This is a genomic window from Vibrio sp. H11, from assembly GCF_004804295.1.
Taxonomy (GTDB): domain Bacteria; phylum Pseudomonadota; class Gammaproteobacteria; order Enterobacterales; family Vibrionaceae; genus Vibrio; species Vibrio ostreae.
On record NZ_SSHN01000014.1, the window covers coordinates 61,685 to 79,393 of the forward strand.

Below are 17,709 nucleotides of genomic sequence, written 5' to 3' on the forward strand. Positions count from 1 at the left end.
ACCCGCTCCTGGCACAAGCTTTTACCCTAGCTTACCCAACACAATAATTAAGCTCGAAGGAATTTTATGTTCGGTCTAGACGCATTTATGCTTGCCCGGATACAGTTTGCTTTTACTGTGTCTTTTCACATTATTTTTCCCGCAATCACCATCGGACTCGCAACCTATCTCGCGGTTCTGGAAGGACTATGGCTCAAAAGCCGTCAGCCGGAATACAAAACGCTGTACCACTTCTGGTCGAAAATTTTTGCCGTTAACTTCGGCATGGGCGTGGTATCGGGCCTGGTCATGGCTTATCAGTTCGGCACTAACTGGAGTGGTTTTGCCGATTTCGCTGGCAGCATCACCGGCCCGCTACTGACTTATGAAGTGTTAACCGCGTTCTTCCTGGAAGCGGGCTTTTTGGGCGTTATGCTATTTGGCTGGCACCGGGTTGGCGAAAAACTGCATTTCTTCGCCACTTGCATGGTTGCACTAGGTACCATTATCTCGACCTTCTGGATCTTAGCCTCCAACAGCTGGATGCATACCCCGCAAGGCTTTGATCTGGTTGATGGCCGCGCCGTGCCGGCTGATTGGTTTGCCATCATCTTCAACCCGTCCTTCCCTTACCGTTTAGCGCACATGGCTATTGCGGCATTTCTGAGTACCGCGCTATTTGTCGGCTCCGCTGCCGCCTGGCATCTGCTCAACAACTGCCGTACGCCAGCAGTGAAGAGGATGTTCTCAATGTCACTGGGCATGCTAGTGATTGTTGCCCCGCTGCAGGCGCTGATTGGTGACGTACATGGATTGAACACTCTGCAATATCAGCCAGCCAAAATTGCGGCGATTGAAGGCCACTGGTCCAATGCTAATGGTGAACCTACACCATTGATCCTGTTTGGTCTGCCGAACATGGAGCAGGAACGGACCGACTACGCGTTAGAGATCCCGCTACTCGGTAGCCTGATCCTGCGTCACAGCCTGAGCGAGCCGATCCCGGCGCTGCAAGACTTTCCTATTGATGAACGCCCGTATTCACCGGTCATTTTCTGGTCGTTTCGCCTCATGGTCGCGCTCGGGATGCTAATGATCCTGCAAGGCGTTTACAGCCTGTGGTTACGACGCAAAAACGCGCTCTACTCCACCCGCTGGTTCCTGAAATTTTCTGTTGTGATGGGACCGGCTGGTCTTATCGCGATTCTCGCCGGCTGGTTCACCACCGAAATCGGCCGCCAGCCCTGGGTGGTGTACGGGCTGCAAAAAACCACCGATGCCGTCTCGGCACACGGCGAATTGCAGATGAGCATCAGCCTGATAGCTTTTCTGGTGATCTACAGCGCCGTGTTCGGCTTTGGTTACTACTACATGATCCATCAGATCAAGCAAGGCCCCGATCTGCCTGAGCCTGACGATATGCATGAGATCAGCACCATTTCAGGTCGTATTTAACGCCCGCAGAGAACGCTTGAGGTAAACACTATGCAATTTGACTTATCCGTGATTTGGTTCGCGATCATTGTCTTCGCCACCCTGATGTATATTGTGATGGACGGCTTTGATCTCGGCATCGGCATTCTGATGCCCTTCATCAGGCATCACAAACATAAAGACATGATGGTCAACAGCGTTGCCCCTGTCTGGGACGGCAATGAAACTTGGCTGGTGCTGGGCGGCGCGGCGTTGTATGGCGCATTCCCGCTCGCTTATGCGGTGATCAGTGAAGCCCTGACCATCCCATTAACCCTGATGCTGATCGCGTTGATCTTCCGTGGTGTGGCGTTTGAGTTCCGCTTTAAGGCCCTGCCCAACCATCTGCAATTCTGGGATCGCTCGTTTATGGCCGGCTCTGTTTTAGCCACCTTCTGCCAGGGTATAGTCGTCGGTGCGGTGATTCAGGGCTTTGATGTCCAAAACCGGGTGTTCATTGGTAGTCAGCTCGACTGGCTGACGCCTTTCCCGCTGCTCTGCGGCCTGGGCTTGCTCGCGACCTATGCCCTGCTCGGCGCCACCTGGCTGATCATGAAAACCGAAGGAGAGTTACAGCACATCCTGTATAGGCTGAGCTACAAAACACTGCTTACAATGATCGCAGCTCTGGTAATGGTAAGTATTTGGACGCCACTGGCTTATCCTTCGATTGCCGAGCGCTGGTTCTCACTGCCGAACCTCTATTACCTGCTACCGGTACCGCTAATTACCGCCCTGGTGTGCCTCAAACTGGCTAAATCCGTGCGTAACCGCCGTGAACGCAGCCCGTTTATCATGGCGCTGCTCATCGTGTTGCTTGGCTTTGCAGGACTGGGGATCAGTATCTGGCCGAATATCATTCCGCCCAACATCACCATCTGGCAGGCTGCGGCTCCCCACAAGAGCCAAAGCTTTATGCTGGTTGGTGCCGCTATGATCATTCCGGTTATCCTCGCCTACACCTTCTGGAGCTATTACGTCTTCGCCGGCAAGGTCAACGAAGATGAAACCTATCACTAACATAACAGCAGGGGAAAAGATGAAAAAGAATCTCCAACAGTGGGGCTGGATGCTGGCCATCTGGGCCGCCAGTATCGCTGCCCTTGGTGCAGTATCCATTGGGTTTCGCCTGCTGATGACCGCAGCCGGACTGAAATCTTAACCCTTCCATTGAGCTTGCGAGGCTTCTATCTCCATCCCCGGTTTTTCGCTTGATTCCGGGGGTTTTGTGCGCCAATCAGTGTGTGACCGAGCCAATACCAGCCAAATCACTCTTTACTTTACACGTTGTTATTTTGCGCTTGTACACGGATGAATGTCGTGCGCTTAATCGTAATCAAAGCTCTGATGTGCCAATGTCGGCGCTTGATAAACGGACACGCGGCATTATATTTATCTCAGCCAAGAGAATGATAAACAGTTTAATCAAACAACTGTTATATGTTTAAAATTGCATTCTGTATCTACATCAAGGCCGGCAAACCTTTTAGCATGGCGGAAAAACAGCAAAATAAAACAAATCATACCAAATGGGTATTAAGCCAGATAAACATAAGCCTTTGGTTTTTCTAACGTAAGTAGATATTGAATTTGATGGAGATAGATAATGAGCAACGGTTGGTTTAACTTCTTTCCTTACTTTGCAGGCGCACTTAAGATCATTGTGACAGCGATTGGCGCTTACTTTGCGATTAAATGGCATTTTGATGAAGATCGACGGGTAAAAGAAGCAGAAGGCGTGGTATTTGAACCACAAAGCTTCAAGAAAAAGCTGGCCAAGATGCTAGCCATTCCAGTCATTCTGACCCTTCTGATCATTATCACCATCTACGCCACTAATTGGATACTTGACGCTTAACTAACGGGGTATGTTGAGACGATCGAGGGTTAGCGATTTAAAATCTGGGACTCTTACCGAAAATATAGCGTTCGTAATGTCTGCCTGTAAACCGGTGGCGATGATCTCAAGTAACTGCTAACTTCTTTCTAAAGCAATAACCCTGTTACGCGTTTATACCTGTCGCCACTTTCCATTTTTGACGTAAAAAAGAGCCGCTAAACAGCGGCTCCCAATAGTTCGATATTTCCGATGTATTGTCGGATTACTCTTTACCGTACACGTTGTTCTCTTGCTCTTGCACACGGATGAACGTGGTGCGCTTGGTTAGCTCGCGAAGCTCTGATGCGCCTACGTAGGTGCAGGTTGAACGCACACCGCCCAGGATGTCCTGAATGGTGTTTTCAACCGGGCCGCGGTACGGCAATAGTACGGTTTTTCCTTCAGCTGCGCGGTAACCGGCAACGCCGCCGGAATGCTTGTCCATCGCGCTCTTAGAAGACATGCCGTAGAACTTCATGAAGGTTTCGCCGTCGACGGAAACCAGTTCACCACCCGACTCTTCATGTGCAGCCAGCATGCCGCCCAGCATCACGAAATCCGCGCCGCCGCCGAACGCTTTGGCAACATCGCCCGGGCATGAACAGCCGCCGTCACCGATGATACGGCCACCCAGACCATGCGCGGCGTCAGCACATTCAATAATGGCCGAGAGTTGTGGGTAACCAACACCGGTTTTCACGCGTGTGGTGCACACCGAACCCGGGCCTATGCCCACTTTAACGATGTCAGCACCGGCCAGGATCAGCTCTTCGACCATATCGCCCGTCACCACATTACCGGCTGAAATCACTTTGTCGGGGAATTCGGCGCGCACGCGTTGTACGTAATCCACCAGGTGCTCTGAGTAACCGTTGGCAATATCGATACAGATGAAAATCAGTTCATCGCTCAATGCCATGATGTCCTGCGTCTTTTTAAAATCCGCTTCTGAGGTACCGGTCGATACCATCACATGGTTCAGCGTGTCCGTATCAGCGTCTTTAACAAACTCCGCCCAGTCTTCCACTGTGTAGTGTTTATGCACAGCAGTCATCACGCCGTGTTTAGCCAGCGCGTGCGCCATCCCAAAGCTACCGACCGAATCCATGTTGGCGGCGATAACAGGTACACCCGCCCATTGACGGCCACTATGCTTGAAGGTAAACTCGCGGGTTAAATTTACTTGAGAACGGCTTTTTAAGGTTGAACGTTTCGGGCGAAACAGGACATCTTTGAAACCTAACTTAAGTTCTTGTTCGATGCGCATTATGTAATTCCTTGATTGATTCACAAATTGTGTCTCTTTTGCAGAATGCGTAGTACCCAGGTTGGCAGACTTGAGTACTTTGCGGACACAAAAAAACCGGAGCGTTGGCAGACGCTCCGGTTTTCAGCATTATAGGCCGTGATTTCTTTCCGGCAAGTCTGATATTTGACATTTTTTTGTGTTACGCTGGCAAAGATTCCATACCTGCTCCCCCGCACAGAGTCCCATTTTATCTCATCAAAATTATTTATTGATAAAATACAGTAAGTTACTAAACACCCTGCTTATACATCCACCTGGTCAACGATTAAACACCTTACCATCACTTACAAATCCCGACGCTTTTTCGTTACTTATTTGCTCTTGTTGATAGTGATTTTTGCTACCTTGATCGGCGTTTTATTCATCAAACGCAGCTCCCTCGGCTAATTTCTTCTATGTTTACAAAGATGTGATTGATGGCTGACCTGAGTCCAAAACCGACGAAATGAGTACTGGGCCCTGAACTTTTAACGTGCCAGTTGAAGTGTGCTGACTGCGGGCCAACTCATTTATGAATCAACAACAATAATGAGCGTTCTCCGGGAGAATAACGATGAATAGCAGATGGATAACCGCAGTGGTGCTGGGCACAGTGTGTTCGGCTTTATCACCGTTGGCCGCCGCCGTGGGCGAGCACCAGTTCAGTGCCGATGTCGGCTATACCGATCTCGACAACGGCTACAGCAGCGATGAAGTGCTGACAACCTCACTCGGTTACAGTTACTACATCACTAGCTTTGTGGCAGTGGATTTAGGCTATAACGGCACTTTATCGAACAAAGCGAAATTACGCGATGGCAACGGCAATGCCATCGAAACTAAATATGACAGTTATTCGGCCGGTGCCCGGGTCGAACTGCCTTTCAGCTCGTTTGCCACTGTGTTTGCCCGTGGCGGCGCCGCTTATACCGAGCTGAAAGAGGAAAACGTCTCGGCCAGTCCGAGTACATCGACCACCCACTCCGGGGTGAATCCTTATGTCAGTGCCGGGGCGCGTATCCAGATGCCAAATAATCCGAATCTACAGCTCAGTGCTGAAATCACGTATCAGGATCTGGAACATGGTTATGACAGCACCTCGGTATCGGTCGGTGCCCGCCTTCGCCTGTAGCACAGACATCACCCAAGGTGAGCAAAACACACACACATTACGCTCACCTTATTCTCTTAGAAAAGATGTGGTTTATTTTTTGCCGTATCCGTTTAACTATAGCGATAATTAATTGAAGTCAGGTCTTATTTAAGGAGACTGTTATGATTGATATCGCTTTTTTCAGCGCGAAAACTTACGACGAAACCTCATTTCGTAAAATCGTTGATAACGATAAATTTACGCTGCAGTTTCACGATTTCCGTCTTACCGAGAAAACTGCCCAGATGGCGCAGAATTGCAAAGTGGTCTGTGCGTTTGTCAACGACGATCTGGGTGAGGAGGTTCTCACTAAATTGTATGACGGTGGTACCCGCCTGATTGCTATGCGCTGCGCCGGTTTCGACAAAGTTGATCTCGATGCGGCCAAACGTCTCGGCATGCAGGTTGTGCGTGTACCAGCCTACTCTCCGGAAGCCGTTGCCGAGCACGCTATCGGTCTGATGATGTGCCTTAACCGTCGTTACCATAAAGCGTACCAACGCACCCGCGATGCCAACTTCTCCCTAGAAGGTCTGGTCGGCTTTAACTTTTACGGTAAAACGGTCGGCGTAATTGGCTCGGGTAAAATTGGCGTGGCTGCGATGCGTATTCTGAAAGGTCTGGGTATGAATATTCTCTGCTTTGACCCGTACCAAAACCCGGTTGCCATTGAACTAGGGGCCAAGTATGTCAGCCTGCCAGAACTGTTCAGCAACAGTGACATCATTACGCTGCACTGCCCGATGAGCAAAGAGAACTACCACCTGCTGGATGAAGCTGCATTCAATCAGATGAAAGACGGCGTGATGATCATCAACACCAGTCGTGGTGAGCTGCTGGACTCCGTCGCCGCCATCGAAGCGCTGAAACGTGGCCGTATCGGCGCGCTTGGCCTGGATGTGTATGACAACGAAAAAGATCTGTTCTTCCAGGACAAGTCCAACGATGTCATTGTCGATGACGTTTTCCGCCGTTTGTCGGCGTGCCACAATGTGATGTTTACCGGCCACCAGGCATTTCTAACCGAAGATGCGCTGCACAATATTGCCGAAACCACACTCAACAATGTGCTGGCATTCGAGCAAGGCAGCACATCCGGCAACGAACTGGTTAACTGAGTATTATCTCAATCTGAACAGCCCCTGAGTTGAACAACTGACTTATTTCACCAACGGACTTAGTTAACTAACGGACCTAGTTAACCAACTGAATTAGTTAACCAACTGACGCAGATAGCTGAACAGATCACTGGCGAGCAACCCGCGCTCGCCAAATTCCTTGGCGTTCATGTCTGCCGCCATGCTGTGGATCTGCACACCAAGCTTCGCCGCATCAGTCAGGCTCAGGCCCTGAGCCAATAAAGATGCGATGATGCCAGTTAACACATCCCCCATGCCACCGGTTGCCATGCCCGGATTACCGGCCAGGCACACATAGGTCTGCTGGCCGTCATACACCAGAGTACCGGCACCTTTGAGCACAATCACACCACCGAATTTCTTATACAGAGCTTTGACCGCACTAAAGCGATCCGCTTCTATCTGGCTGACTTTACAATCAAGTAGTTTTGCCGCTTCCGCCGGATGCGGCGTAATGATGTGCTGGGCGTCAAACCCACCGGACAATGCGAGAAAATGCAGCGCATCGGCATCCAGTACTTTGGGCTTTTCACTTCTTTCGACATGCTGCATGATATGACGCGCAGTATCATTACGGCCCAGACCAGGCCCGACAGCAATCACATCGCACCACTGCAACCGCTCATCGATGAAAGACATTTCATTCCAGCCGGCAGCCATGATTTCCGGACAGGCAGCCAGCATAGCCATGATATTACTGGCGTGCATCAGAGTCGCGGTTAAACCGGTGCCACAGCGCGCGCACGCTTTGGCAGACAGAATCGCTGCCCCGCCCAAACCTTCATTGCCACCGATAATCAATGCCTTTCCATGGCTGCCTTTATGAGAACTCGGTTCACGCTTGGTCAGGAGCTGTTTGATCGACTTAGGGTCGATGGCCTGTAAAGTCGGCGTATTTTGCGAATTGAACGTCTCTTCCACCCCCAGTCCGGCAAAGTTAAGATCGCCGACATAGTTACGCGCTTTACCCGTCACCAACCCTTGTTTGAGACCGATAAAACTCACCGTATGGGTGGCCCGAATCGATGCGCCCAGCACCGAACCGGTGTTGGCACATAAGCCGGATGGCACGTCGATCGCGACAATGGGGGCCGGACTGCGATTCAGCGTATCAATCAACTGCTGCAACGGCTCGCGCACTGTGCCGCTTAATCCGGTGCCAAGTAAGGCATCAATGATCAGATCGACATCCCTTGGCACTTCATCGTCAATCGGATAGACCTCACCGCCATGATCCAACCAGTGATAGTACGCCGATAGTGCATCGCCGCGCAGTTGCTCTGGGTCGCCATATTGCCAGACCGTCACCTGCACGCCGAGTGAACGTGCCAGACACGCAACAATGTAACCATCTCCGCCATTATTGCCTCCGCCGCAACACACCAGCCAGTGATGAGCGCCCGGATACTGAGCATAAGCGACGGTAAAAGCCGCCTGGCCTGCGCGTTCCATCAGGCTGAACATCTCCAGCCCTATGGTTTTCGCAGCCATGGCTTCACCTTGTTTGACTTGTTCGGCAGTGTAGAAGACTTTGGGTAACGGCATGGTTCTTCTCCTTGCAGGATAATGGGGATCCCGCGGCAGCAACTGAGCTTAAAGTGTATGCAAAAAAGCCAAGGGCTTCCTTGGCTTTGCACCATTTTTGCGTGGTGAGTTGTTTGTTTACCAGGCGCTCACTGGCTTTGCAGCGTCATCAGCGCTTCAGCGGTTGCGTCCTGCACCGACAAAAACAGTGAGTTCACTTTGCCGGTCGGCGTGCGCATCGGATTGAGCGTAATGTTCTGATACATGAACTCCGCCTGCTGGGTCACCGGACGGACGTTACGACATTTAAACAGATAAGGGCGCTGTTGCCAGGTGATAAAACTGCGGCAACCCAGATCGTACACCGGCTTGGTTTTAAGCTTGAACCACTCCGGCGGGATTTCAGGAAACAGGGTAAACAACGACTGTCCGATGGCATCATGGGCCTGCTTGCCACTGTGGTGGGTCATAAACCCGTTCCATACCTGCACATTGTAATCACGATCGAGAACCACCAGCCCCATGTCTACGTTCTGCACCATGTCCACCATCCAGTGGAACTGCTCAAATTCAGCCGGTAAAGTCAGCATCAGAAGTCCTCCATCAGGTAAGCCAGTTTGTGATCCAGCAGCGGCAGTGACTCATCCACAAACATAAATAGCAGATCGCAGCGAATTGAGGTGCCTTCAATGTTGTAACTCACTTCAAAGGTCATGGTTTTCTTAAACGATCCTGCGGTGGACTCAATGATCGAATCGATCGGAATATGTTGACCGAGTAATACCGGCGCACTCTGGAAAAAGCGTACTTCCGCCTGTTCGCCGAGGCCATTAAGAAACGAACCGACCAGAATATTGGAAACATCCATCAGCAGCTCGAGCTCTTCCAGCTCGACACTTTCTGCCGGAACCTGCATCAGTTTTTTCAGATCCGACACGCTGGAATCACTGAGCAGCACTAAAGCTTCACCTGCAATCCCCTCACCGCTGAATCCCTGGCATACCCCCGAAACCTGACTGTTGTCAGCCAGATCACGCAGCGCCATATGCAATTCGCTCACTTCAAAGATATTGACGTTAGGCAACGGTAGCTGGACAAACACATCGAAATGACGTGCCAGCGCATCGGCTGCGCGACCAATGGAAACGTTAGCCACTTCCATGTAAATGTCACGGCGGCGTAAAACCGGCAGTTCGATGCTGATCGGCGTCACCAATCTCGGTTGAGTCGGCGGCTCAAGAATCTCGCGAATCACCGCATTAAGATCGGTTTGACTGATTGGCTTTTGGATAAAGGCTTTCGCCCCCAGCGCAAGGACCCGTTCTCTGGCCTTGGGCTGAATATCACCGGAAACCACCACGACCGGCGTCGAGTCATTGTTTGACTGCATGGCTTCAAGCGTGCCAAAGCCGTCCAGCTCTGGCATGGTCAAATCAAGGAACATCAGCTGATAGGAATTTTGCTCCAGCAGCGCAAGCGCTTCCAGACCGTGAGTAGCAAAGGTGATATCGGCGTTTAAGGCGGCGGGCAGCGAGCGCGCCATCTGCTTTCTGGCCAGGGCCGAGTCATCACAAATGAGTATGGAATACGACATACAGTGACCGTCCGTGCTGATGTGGGTGTAACAGTGAGTGTATACCCATTTTTGCCCCGCAAGCCAGAATATTAGGCTTACTTATTGATAACTCGACTGTTCGCTCAAATTAGCGGCGGGATTAATCCGCCCCGCGTGCGGTTAATGTGCGAGCCGGGTAAGAGATCATCCGTGTTACGAAGCAGGGAATTCAGTACCCCGGCCACAGGGTCAGTACAATGATGCGCAGCACCACAGCAAACACCACCATCGCAATGCCCAGGCGATACCATTTATACTCTGCCACCGTCATCGGAATGCGCTTGTAAAACATCGTCACAACGCCTTTCCAGTCATGACTGCGCTTGCCGTACTGAGTAATCCCGGTCAGTACAAATACAATCCCGGCCACTAAAACGGCTTTTTCAATCCAAAACAGTGTGGTTTCCATACGTCCGCCCTTTCCTTACTATTTAGCGCTCAGTGTATTAGCTCAGTGTATTAGCTCAGTGTATTAGCTCAGTGTATTAACAATACAGCGCTGTGGCTGTAGAACTATAGTCGAACTTTATCTCCTCCTCAGATCACTTATCCCTCAAACCTCGTCCACGACGCTATCCCCGCTTCAGATAAAGCTGTCTGAACAGACAAAAGAGTAAAAGTTAAACTGGAGAAATAGCAAAAGAGGCCGAAGCCTCTTTTTATCGAATCACACTATTTACGCCGTCGTTTACCGCGCACAGGGCCTGACTACGCTGAGATCTCCGGTGCTTTAGTCATGCTGTCGCGGTAGGTAAACCACAGGTAGGTGACCACAATCGAGAAGAACAGATAAGACAGCGCAAACACGATAGGTGATGTTATCAACTGAGCCGACATGCCCCAGGCAACACCAAGAATGGTCACACCGACTTTGGCCAGTAAGCCGCAAATCAGCAAAAACAGCGCAAGCTCCGGGAAACGGGTGCTACGAAACGCAAACCAGTAGCAGCTTCCTACCGCCAGGGCTGCCACTGACAGGCCGAGCATAAAAGAATGCAAATGATCAGCAGACGCTACGCCGGCTGACACCGATGTCATCATGATCACTAACAGCTTTATCATAGGATTACCTCTGCTTTAAAAGCACACTTTCAATAATGGAATCTCATTTTGTGCGCATTTTCGCTGATCTGATTTTTATTGCAAGTAGCCGTAAATCGCAAAAATGCGTACAAAGTTTAACCGCCCGAGCTTTGTTAAAAGAGGGTTAAAATTTAATCGCCACTCAAGTAGTAATAGCAGCACCTGACAGGGCTAAGGTGAGTCTGAATGTGCGTTTTGATACAAACTTTTAACGGTTGTAAATTTTTGTTTCATTGCTGAAAATGTGACCACAACCAACTCTATTGCGCTGCGGTAACCTGAGATTGCGCAAATAAGGCAACACTTAAGCCGTTACTGAACGGCATCAGCAAAACAGGGGCCGCAAACTGATTAAGACAAAATTCCCCCATATCAGGACTCTCAGAGTCTGCGCAGTAACAAATGATTACAAAAAACCGGTACGCGGCAGGAAGGGCAAAAAATGCAAGAAAGGCGCTGTTTTTGACAGCGCCTTTCTTTATTAAAGATGAAAAACCAGTTTATGAAGAGAGCTGGGGATGGAAAAAACCTAGTCGAATGCCTCTCTTAAGCAGCATTGGAATAGGTCTCTCTCCCTTTATGTTTCATGCTACGTTTGAAGCTGCCTTTGCCCTTTTTCGCTTTCTCAACTCGCTGTCTGAATAACTGACTCGTCACGACGGCTTTCAGTGCGTTGTCTTTGATGGTGCCGCGTCCGAACTCGGTGTCTGCACACTGATGTCCGCGCACCGGTTTTGCTGAGTGGCTCATTGATACCTCCTTGGGTGACAAAATGATGAGCTATTTCGTCGCGTATTGTGCGCCTAATTTTCTTTGAGTCAATCATCTGCACTGCCATTCAAGCCGCTTTTTTTTGCATTTAATAGATACTCAATTGCACAAAAAGCGTACGAAGAGCAAAAAATTTGATAAAAACTGAAAAAGCGTCGTCGTTGAGTGAAGATTCGATTGACAACCCCCGGGATTACTCTAGACTCGATAGCAGCTAGAAATGAAGTTCTTTGTATACACATTGTTTCGTTGGATTACTTGTAAGTCCCGTAGTGTCGTACGCATAGCAAGCTACTTTTCCACGCTATCCGCGCCAATGTCGGCGATATTTAAATTTTGATTTAGGATTTACACTATGTCTACTCCAGTTACTGGTACCGTTAAATGGTTCAACGAAACTAAAGGTTTTGGTTTTATCAAGCAAGAAAACGGTCCTGACGTTTTTGCTCACTTCAGCGCAATCCAAGGTGACGGTTTCCGCACTCTTGCTGAAGGTCAAAAAGTTGAGTTCGTAATCACTCAAGGCCAAAAAGGCCCACAAGCTGAAAGCATCAAAGTTCTGTAATTGAACTGACCAAATATATAGTAGCCAGCTCACAGAGCTGGCTATTTTCGTTTCTGGGACTCGCAAAATTTCTCCGGCTTCGTTTCTTACGTACCTGTTTTATTTGACATCAGTTTTATCTGACGTACGTTTTATCTGACGTAAGTTAAGTTCTTCGGCCTGAGCATTTTCTCTGACGTAAGCATTTTCATGGCACTTAAACCCACTATCTATAAATTCCGCCTTTCCCTGTCGGACATCAACCGTGATCACTACGATACTCTCAACCTCACTGTAGCGTTACACCCGTCTGAAACCAATGAGCGTATGATGGCCCGCGTGATGGCATTCTGTCTCAACGCTCACCCGGACTTAGAGTTTACCAAGGGCATCTCAACCACCGCTGAACCGGACATTTGGCAAAAAGACCTGGCTGACCACAACCTGTTGTGGATTGAGCTAGGTGAGCCGGACGTAGAGCGTGTTAAAAAAGTGACACGTCAGAGTGCGGTAACCAAGGTATATACTTATCAGGTGAAATCTGACATCTGGTGGCAGCAGAACAAAGGTAAACTCAGTTACCATCAGGCTGAGATCGTGCGCTTCGATCCGGAAGTGATCAGCGCAATGGCGGCCGAACCAAAACGCACCATGGACTTATCTGTGATGATCAGTGGTCACTCTTTGTTTGTCGAGGGTGACCTGGGCAGTCATGAACTGACCTTTGATGTGTTGCAGTCACTGCCTGAATAAGCGGCAGGAAAACCCCCTCTGCTCTTGGCGGATGGTATGCAGCAGCAAAAGGCCCTTCACGGGCCTTTTGTTTATATGTTTTGGCTTTATGCGCTTTATGCCGTCAGCGTTGCGTGCGGGCCGAACATCTCATAGTGGATGCGCTCCGGATTAACCCCTAACTGACCCAGCTGCGCGACGATATTTTGCATAAACGCCACCGGGCCACACAGGTAGAAATCCCCCTCAGCCAACGGCAGTTCAACATCCGTCAATTGCATCTGGCCCTGACGTGATTCGCCCTGCTCGCCTTGCAGATACCAGATATGTTGCTGCCACTGTTGGGTAGCCACCAGCGTCGCGGTTTCATCAACAAAAGAGTGCTGGGAGGGAGAATGACACGCATGCAGATAAGTCACTTCCTGTTTACCCTGTTTAGCCAATGTCTGCAGCATCGCCTGCATCGGAGTCGCTCCGACACCCGCTGAAATCAGCACCACAGAACGCTCACGTTCGACATAATGGAAATCGCCCGCCGGAGCGTACAGGTTAACAATATCGCCTTCTTGCACCGCAGCATGAAGGTGATTCGACACCAGGCCCGCAAACTCGCTCTCAGCGCCTTCACGTTTCACCGAAATACGATAGTCTTGACCATTACTCGCCTGCGACAACGAATACTGGCGAATCTCTTTGTAGGCCGAACCAAGCGGCGTCACTTCAATACTGATGTACTGACCTGGCAGGTACTCCAGCACTGGCTGGCGATCTTGCGGCGTCAGGACAAAACTGGTGACCAGATCGGATTCAATCCGCTTCTCACTGACCACAAACGGACGGGCATTCTGCCAGCCACCGGCCGCCTGTTTACGCTGCAGATACAGCTCACCTTCACGATCGATAAACACTTTGGCCAGGAACAAATAAGCATCGGTCCAGGCTTGCTCAACTTCAGCAGTAAACGCCTCCGGAGCCAGTTCACGCAGGGTCTCAATCAGGTGATGGCCGACAATTTGGTAATGATCCGGCTGGATATTGAAACTGGTGTGCTTGTGCGCAATGCGTTCTACCGCGCTGCTCAGGGCTTCCAGGCTGTCGATGTGTTTGGCATACGCTGCGATGGCTTCAAACAAAGCCACACTCTGACGGCCCGTCTTTTGGTGCGTCATGTTGAAAATATTCTGCAGCTCAGGATTATGGCTGAACATACGGTGATAAAAATGGCGGGTCAGAGCCGGGCCGGCGGATTCAAGCAGTGGAATGGTACTTTTTACAATCGCGATAGTATGGTCATTGAGCATAAAATGATGTTCCCCATTTTTTGAGATAATGTCAGGCGGGCTGACCACTGTGAATGTGTGGCCTGAGACCTGACGTCGATTCTTCTGCAACCGATATTGCAGGTTCAATGCCACTTTCTATCTCACTGAAAAACATAAATTTGATTGAAATATCGCCACGATAAAAATGTCAAAATAACTCGTTTATTTCATGTCATTTTGACACTACAATATCAAAAAACACCATCGGACATGCTTATGCCGGATTTCTCCATTTCCACCCTGGTCGATATGACCATCGGACTCGCCAGCGGACTCAATGATGAAGACCGTTTTAACCGTCTGCTGGATGCGGTACGAAAAACCATTCAGTGCGATTGCGTAGCCCTGATGTCACTGCAAAAAGAGACCTTGATCCCTCTCGCGATGCAAGGTCTGACCCGCGACACCATGGGACGCCGTTTTCTGATTGCGGAGCATCCACGCCTGGAGCAAATCTGTCATTCATCGGCTCCGGTGCGCTTCAATGCCGATTGTCCGCTACCTGACCCGTTTGACGGCCTGCTGCTCGATCATGACGACGATCTGCCAATGCACTCCTGCATGGGGCTGCCTTTACGATTTGGTGACAGCCTGCTCGGGGTCCTGACGCTGGACAGCCTGACTCCCAATGCCTTTGAACGGATCCCTGAACGCAGCCTGGAAGTATTGTCGGCAATTGCGGCGTCTACCCTGAAAATGGCGCTGACCTTTTCCCAGCTTGAAGCTCAAGCCAAGCATACTCAGCTGCGTCTTGAAGAGTTAAATGAAGAGGCCTGGGAACGAGACGGCAGCGAGCTGATTGGTCAAAGCAGCGCAATGCAGGCGATGAAAAGCGATTTGGATGTCGTTGCCCCCTCCCAGTTCAATATTCTTATCCATGGCGAAACCGGTGTCGGTAAAGAATTAGTGGCGCGGACCATCCATCACCAGTCAGCTCGCCGCCGCCAACCGCTGATCTATGTCAACTGTGCCGCCATTCCGGAAAACCTGGTCGAGAGTGAGTTGTTTGGCCATGTCAAAGGCGCCTTTACCGGTGCTGATCGTGATCGTATGGGTAAGTTCGCACTGGCGAACGGCGGAACGCTATTCCTCGATGAAATCGGCGAGCTGCCGCTGGCAGCGCAGAGCAAGATTCTGCGTGCGCTGCAAAATAATGAGATTCAGCCGGTGGGCATGGATAAGGTGCAAACCATTGATGTCCGTATTCTGGCGGCCACCAACCGCGATCTGAAACATGAAGTCGAGGCGGGCCGTTTTCGCGCCGACTTATATCACCGTCTGAGTGTGTATCCGATCTATGTGCCGCCGCTGCGTGAACGCAACGGCGACATCACGCTGCTCGCAGGCTACCTGCTGGAAATCGCCCGCCGCAAGCTCGGTATCGTGCAGTTGAAAATCCAGCAGGCGGCACTGCGTTACCTCATCGGCTATAACTGGCCCGGCAACGTGCGCGAATTGGAACATGTGATTAACCGCGCGGCGCTCAAAGCGCGGGCGCGTCATCCTCAGCAGCCGCTGGTGACCGTAAGCACTGAAGATATCGGACTACTCGAGGGCACAACGCATCCGCGCATTGAGACGAGTCCGGTGCAGGCAGAGCGAGAGCTTCCTCTCAATCAGGGGCTGCGCGAGGCCACCGATGAATTTCAGCGCCGCTTGATCAGTGAAGCACTGACTCAGGCAGACTTCAACTGGGCCAAAGCAGGACGTCAGCTACAAATGGACAGAGCCAACCTCACCCGGCTGGCAAAACGACTGGGCATAGAAGTCACCACAACCCACGACATCAAGCGCCAGTAACGTCTGGTGCCATTGGCCAGCAGCGCCAATGCCCACAAGCAGCAATGTGCAGAAACACCATTACGCAGATACAACAAGGGGGATAATCGCTTATCCCCCTTCCGTTATTGTACACAGCATACTGATTGTGCGAGAGCCGTTACCGCGTAAGAACGGTGACTACGCTAAAAACGGTTACTGAACAGAACACACTTATTGAACTGACACAGGTTGTGGTTCGGACGGCGATGCCACATCAGCCGGCTGGCTAAAGGCCTGCTCATATTCATACATAAAATCGCGCCGAATCAGTTGCTCCAGATCGGTGGCCCGCTCAGTCGGACAGAAAATCATCACGTTGACCACCTGCTCGCCAGTCATGGTGGAGGTGATATCGATGTGCGGGTCAGCACTCGGCAGATCAACGCCGGCATGCTTTTCAATCATGGCATTATAGCGGCGTGCCACATCGATAAAGTGCGCAAAGTGCTCTTCAATCCGGGCATTAAGCGCCGGCAGCAGCGGATACAGATTGACGAAATCCGGCACCACAATACTGAAATTGTGGAATACATAGCGCTTCATGAAGTTGAGGTTTTTGACCGGAAAGGTAAAAAACATACTGTTCGGCAAGGTGGCGGTTTTACCGGTGTAATGATAACGCCCGTTCTGCAAATCGATCTCCTGAATCACAGTCGCCATCATGTTGTGTTCGATCACTTCCCCGCTCAGTTTGCCGACTTCAATCCAGTCGCCGATACGAAATGAGCGTGAACTAGCACGCTGGATTGAACCGGTGAAACACAAGATAATCTCTTTCGACGCCACCACAATCGCCACCGCAATTGCCGCAACGGAAAGCGCAAATTCACTGATTTCCGGTTGCCACAAGGCAAACAATATAAACAGGGTCGCCACAAAGGTCCCGTTTTTGGTGCTCGACATCCATTTACGCTGATGTTCGCTGAGAAAAGCACCATCGCCGCGGATGCGCGCCAACGCCACCCGACGCAGCAAAATCATCACCGCCAGAATAATGGCCGAGAATATCAATTTGTGTGTGAGCAGATATTCAACGATAACGTTAAGCTTCTCCATTCCCTAATCCTATCTTGTTACATGACTTGATGAGCAGCCCAACTTATCATCAGTGGGTGCCGGGCGTTAGCCCGAGCGTCCACTAAACCTGCGGCCTGATAATCGATTCGGACCCTAAAGTCCCGCCGCAGTGACTCTATGCAACCCGTCCATTATTAAGAGCAATAACCTGACTGACAGCTCGCCAGAGTATATCCAATGGCCGCACAAGTGTCGGCTTGGTTACCCGGAATTATGCACTTTATCAAAACACGGCAAGCTTCATGCTCAATATTTATTCATAGCCGCTCACTTGCTCACCAGATCGGTTTGTGCCGCTGACACTGACCG

General features: G+C 50.6%; 18 protein-coding genes. 9 read left to right on the forward strand and 9 right to left on the reverse strand.

The window, feature by feature from the left end; all coding sequences use genetic code 11:
• The first annotated feature begins 66 nt into the window (after positions 1-66).
• The 4 genes from E6C74_RS17865 (at position 67) to E6C74_RS17880 (ending at position 3,310) form a co-directional block, all read left to right on the forward strand.
• A complete protein-coding gene (locus E6C74_RS17865) occupies positions 67-1,434 on the forward strand; it encodes a cytochrome ubiquinol oxidase subunit I (RefSeq protein WP_136487410.1) in 1,368 nt (455 codons plus the stop codon).
• 30 nt (positions 1,435-1,464) lie between these two features.
• Positions 1,465-2,472 carry a cytochrome d ubiquinol oxidase subunit II gene (cydB, locus tag E6C74_RS17870; RefSeq protein ID WP_136487411.1) on the forward strand — a complete coding sequence of 336 codons (1,008 nt, stop codon included), beginning with the start codon at positions 1,465-1,467 and terminating at the stop codon, positions 2,470-2,472.
• 19 nt (positions 2,473-2,491) lie between these two features.
• A complete protein-coding gene (locus E6C74_RS17875) occupies positions 2,492-2,614 on the forward strand; it encodes a DUF2474 domain-containing protein (protein WP_136487412.1) in 123 nt (40 codons plus the stop codon).
• Between the two features lie 444 nt (positions 2,615-3,058).
• Positions 3,059-3,310: a hypothetical protein gene (locus E6C74_RS17880; RefSeq protein ID WP_136487413.1), complete on the forward strand. Its 252-nt coding sequence runs from the start codon at positions 3,059-3,061 to the stop codon at positions 3,308-3,310.
• Between the two features lie 244 nt (positions 3,311-3,554).
• Here E6C74_RS17880 and E6C74_RS17885 read toward each other — a convergent pair whose 3' ends face one another.
• Positions 3,555-4,598, reverse strand: a complete 1,044-nt coding sequence (locus E6C74_RS17885) for a GMP reductase (protein ID WP_136487414.1) — start codon at positions 4,596-4,598, stop codon at positions 3,555-3,557.
• Positions 4,599-5,193: 595 nt separating this feature from the next.
• On the opposite strand from E6C74_RS17885, the gene E6C74_RS17895 reads away from it, so the two are divergent.
• Together E6C74_RS17895 and E6C74_RS17900 are read left to right on the forward strand one after the other, a co-directional pair.
• Positions 5,194-5,751, forward strand: coding sequence for an outer membrane beta-barrel protein (locus E6C74_RS17895; RefSeq protein ID WP_136487416.1), 558 nt, complete (start codon positions 5,194-5,196; stop codon positions 5,749-5,751).
• A gap of 143 nt (positions 5,752-5,894) precedes the next feature.
• The gene (locus tag E6C74_RS17900; RefSeq protein ID WP_136487417.1) at positions 5,895-6,890 is read left to right on the forward strand and encodes a 2-hydroxyacid dehydrogenase; all 996 of its coding nucleotides are present in this window, start codon (positions 5,895-5,897) and stop codon (positions 6,888-6,890) included.
• Positions 6,891-6,983: 93 nt separating this feature from the next.
• On the opposite strand, the gene E6C74_RS17905 is transcribed toward E6C74_RS17900, so the two are convergent.
• The 6 genes from E6C74_RS17905 to E6C74_RS17930 form a co-directional block, all read right to left on the reverse strand.
• Positions 6,984-8,456, reverse strand: coding sequence for an NAD(P)H-hydrate dehydratase (locus tag E6C74_RS17905; protein ID WP_136487418.1), 1,473 nt, complete (start codon positions 8,454-8,456; stop codon positions 6,984-6,986).
• A 128-nt stretch (positions 8,457-8,584) separates the two neighbouring features.
• Entirely contained in the window at positions 8,585-9,025 is a 441-nt protein-coding gene (locus E6C74_RS17910; protein ID WP_136487419.1) for a PAS domain-containing protein, read from the reverse strand.
• Positions 9,025-10,029 (reverse strand): response regulator, encoded by a 1,005-nt coding sequence (locus E6C74_RS17915; RefSeq protein ID WP_136487420.1) that lies wholly within the window; start codon positions 10,027-10,029, stop codon positions 9,025-9,027. The genes E6C74_RS17910 and E6C74_RS17915 overlap by 1 nt, the downstream gene beginning before the upstream one ends.
• A gap of 190 nt (positions 10,030-10,219) precedes the next feature.
• Positions 10,220-10,459: a hypothetical protein gene (locus tag E6C74_RS17920; RefSeq protein WP_136487421.1), complete on the reverse strand. Its 240-nt coding sequence runs from the start codon at positions 10,457-10,459 to the stop codon at positions 10,220-10,222.
• Between the two features lie 299 nt (positions 10,460-10,758).
• Positions 10,759-11,109, reverse strand: a complete 351-nt coding sequence (locus E6C74_RS17925) for an NADH:ubiquinone oxidoreductase (protein WP_136487456.1) — start codon at positions 11,107-11,109, stop codon at positions 10,759-10,761.
• A 570-nt stretch (positions 11,110-11,679) separates the two neighbouring features.
• The gene (locus E6C74_RS17930) at positions 11,680-11,883 is read right to left on the reverse strand and encodes a ribosome alternative rescue factor ArfA (protein WP_136487422.1); all 204 of its coding nucleotides are present in this window, start codon (positions 11,881-11,883) and stop codon (positions 11,680-11,682) included.
• Between the two features lie 376 nt (positions 11,884-12,259).
• Between E6C74_RS17930 and E6C74_RS17935 the strand changes: the two genes are divergently transcribed.
• Positions 12,260-12,469 carry a cold-shock protein gene (locus E6C74_RS17935; RefSeq protein WP_000106983.1) on the forward strand — a complete coding sequence of 70 codons (210 nt, stop codon included), beginning with the start codon at positions 12,260-12,262 and terminating at the stop codon, positions 12,467-12,469.
• A 189-nt stretch (positions 12,470-12,658) separates the two neighbouring features.
• The gene (locus E6C74_RS17940) at positions 12,659-13,201 is read left to right on the forward strand and encodes a YaeQ family protein (RefSeq protein WP_136487423.1); all 543 of its coding nucleotides are present in this window, start codon (positions 12,659-12,661) and stop codon (positions 13,199-13,201) included.
• 95 nt (positions 13,202-13,296) lie between these two features.
• On the opposite strand, the gene hmpA is transcribed toward E6C74_RS17940, so the two are convergent.
• The gene (hmpA, locus tag E6C74_RS17945; RefSeq protein WP_136487424.1) at positions 13,297-14,481 is read right to left on the reverse strand and encodes an NO-inducible flavohemoprotein; all 1,185 of its coding nucleotides are present in this window, start codon (positions 14,479-14,481) and stop codon (positions 13,297-13,299) included.
• Positions 14,482-14,718: 237 nt separating this feature from the next.
• Here hmpA and norR point away from each other — a divergent pair, with 237 nt between their 5' ends.
• On the forward strand, positions 14,719-16,302 hold the full coding sequence (gene norR / locus E6C74_RS17950; RefSeq protein ID WP_136487425.1) for a nitric oxide reductase transcriptional regulator NorR: 1,584 nt from the start codon (positions 14,719-14,721) through the stop codon (positions 16,300-16,302).
• A 192-nt stretch (positions 16,303-16,494) separates the two neighbouring features.
• On the opposite strand, the gene E6C74_RS17955 is transcribed toward norR, so the two are convergent.
• On the reverse strand, positions 16,495-17,379 hold the full coding sequence (locus E6C74_RS17955) for a mechanosensitive ion channel family protein (protein WP_136487426.1): 885 nt from the start codon (positions 17,377-17,379) through the stop codon (positions 16,495-16,497).
• Positions 17,380-17,709 lie beyond the last annotated feature (330 nt).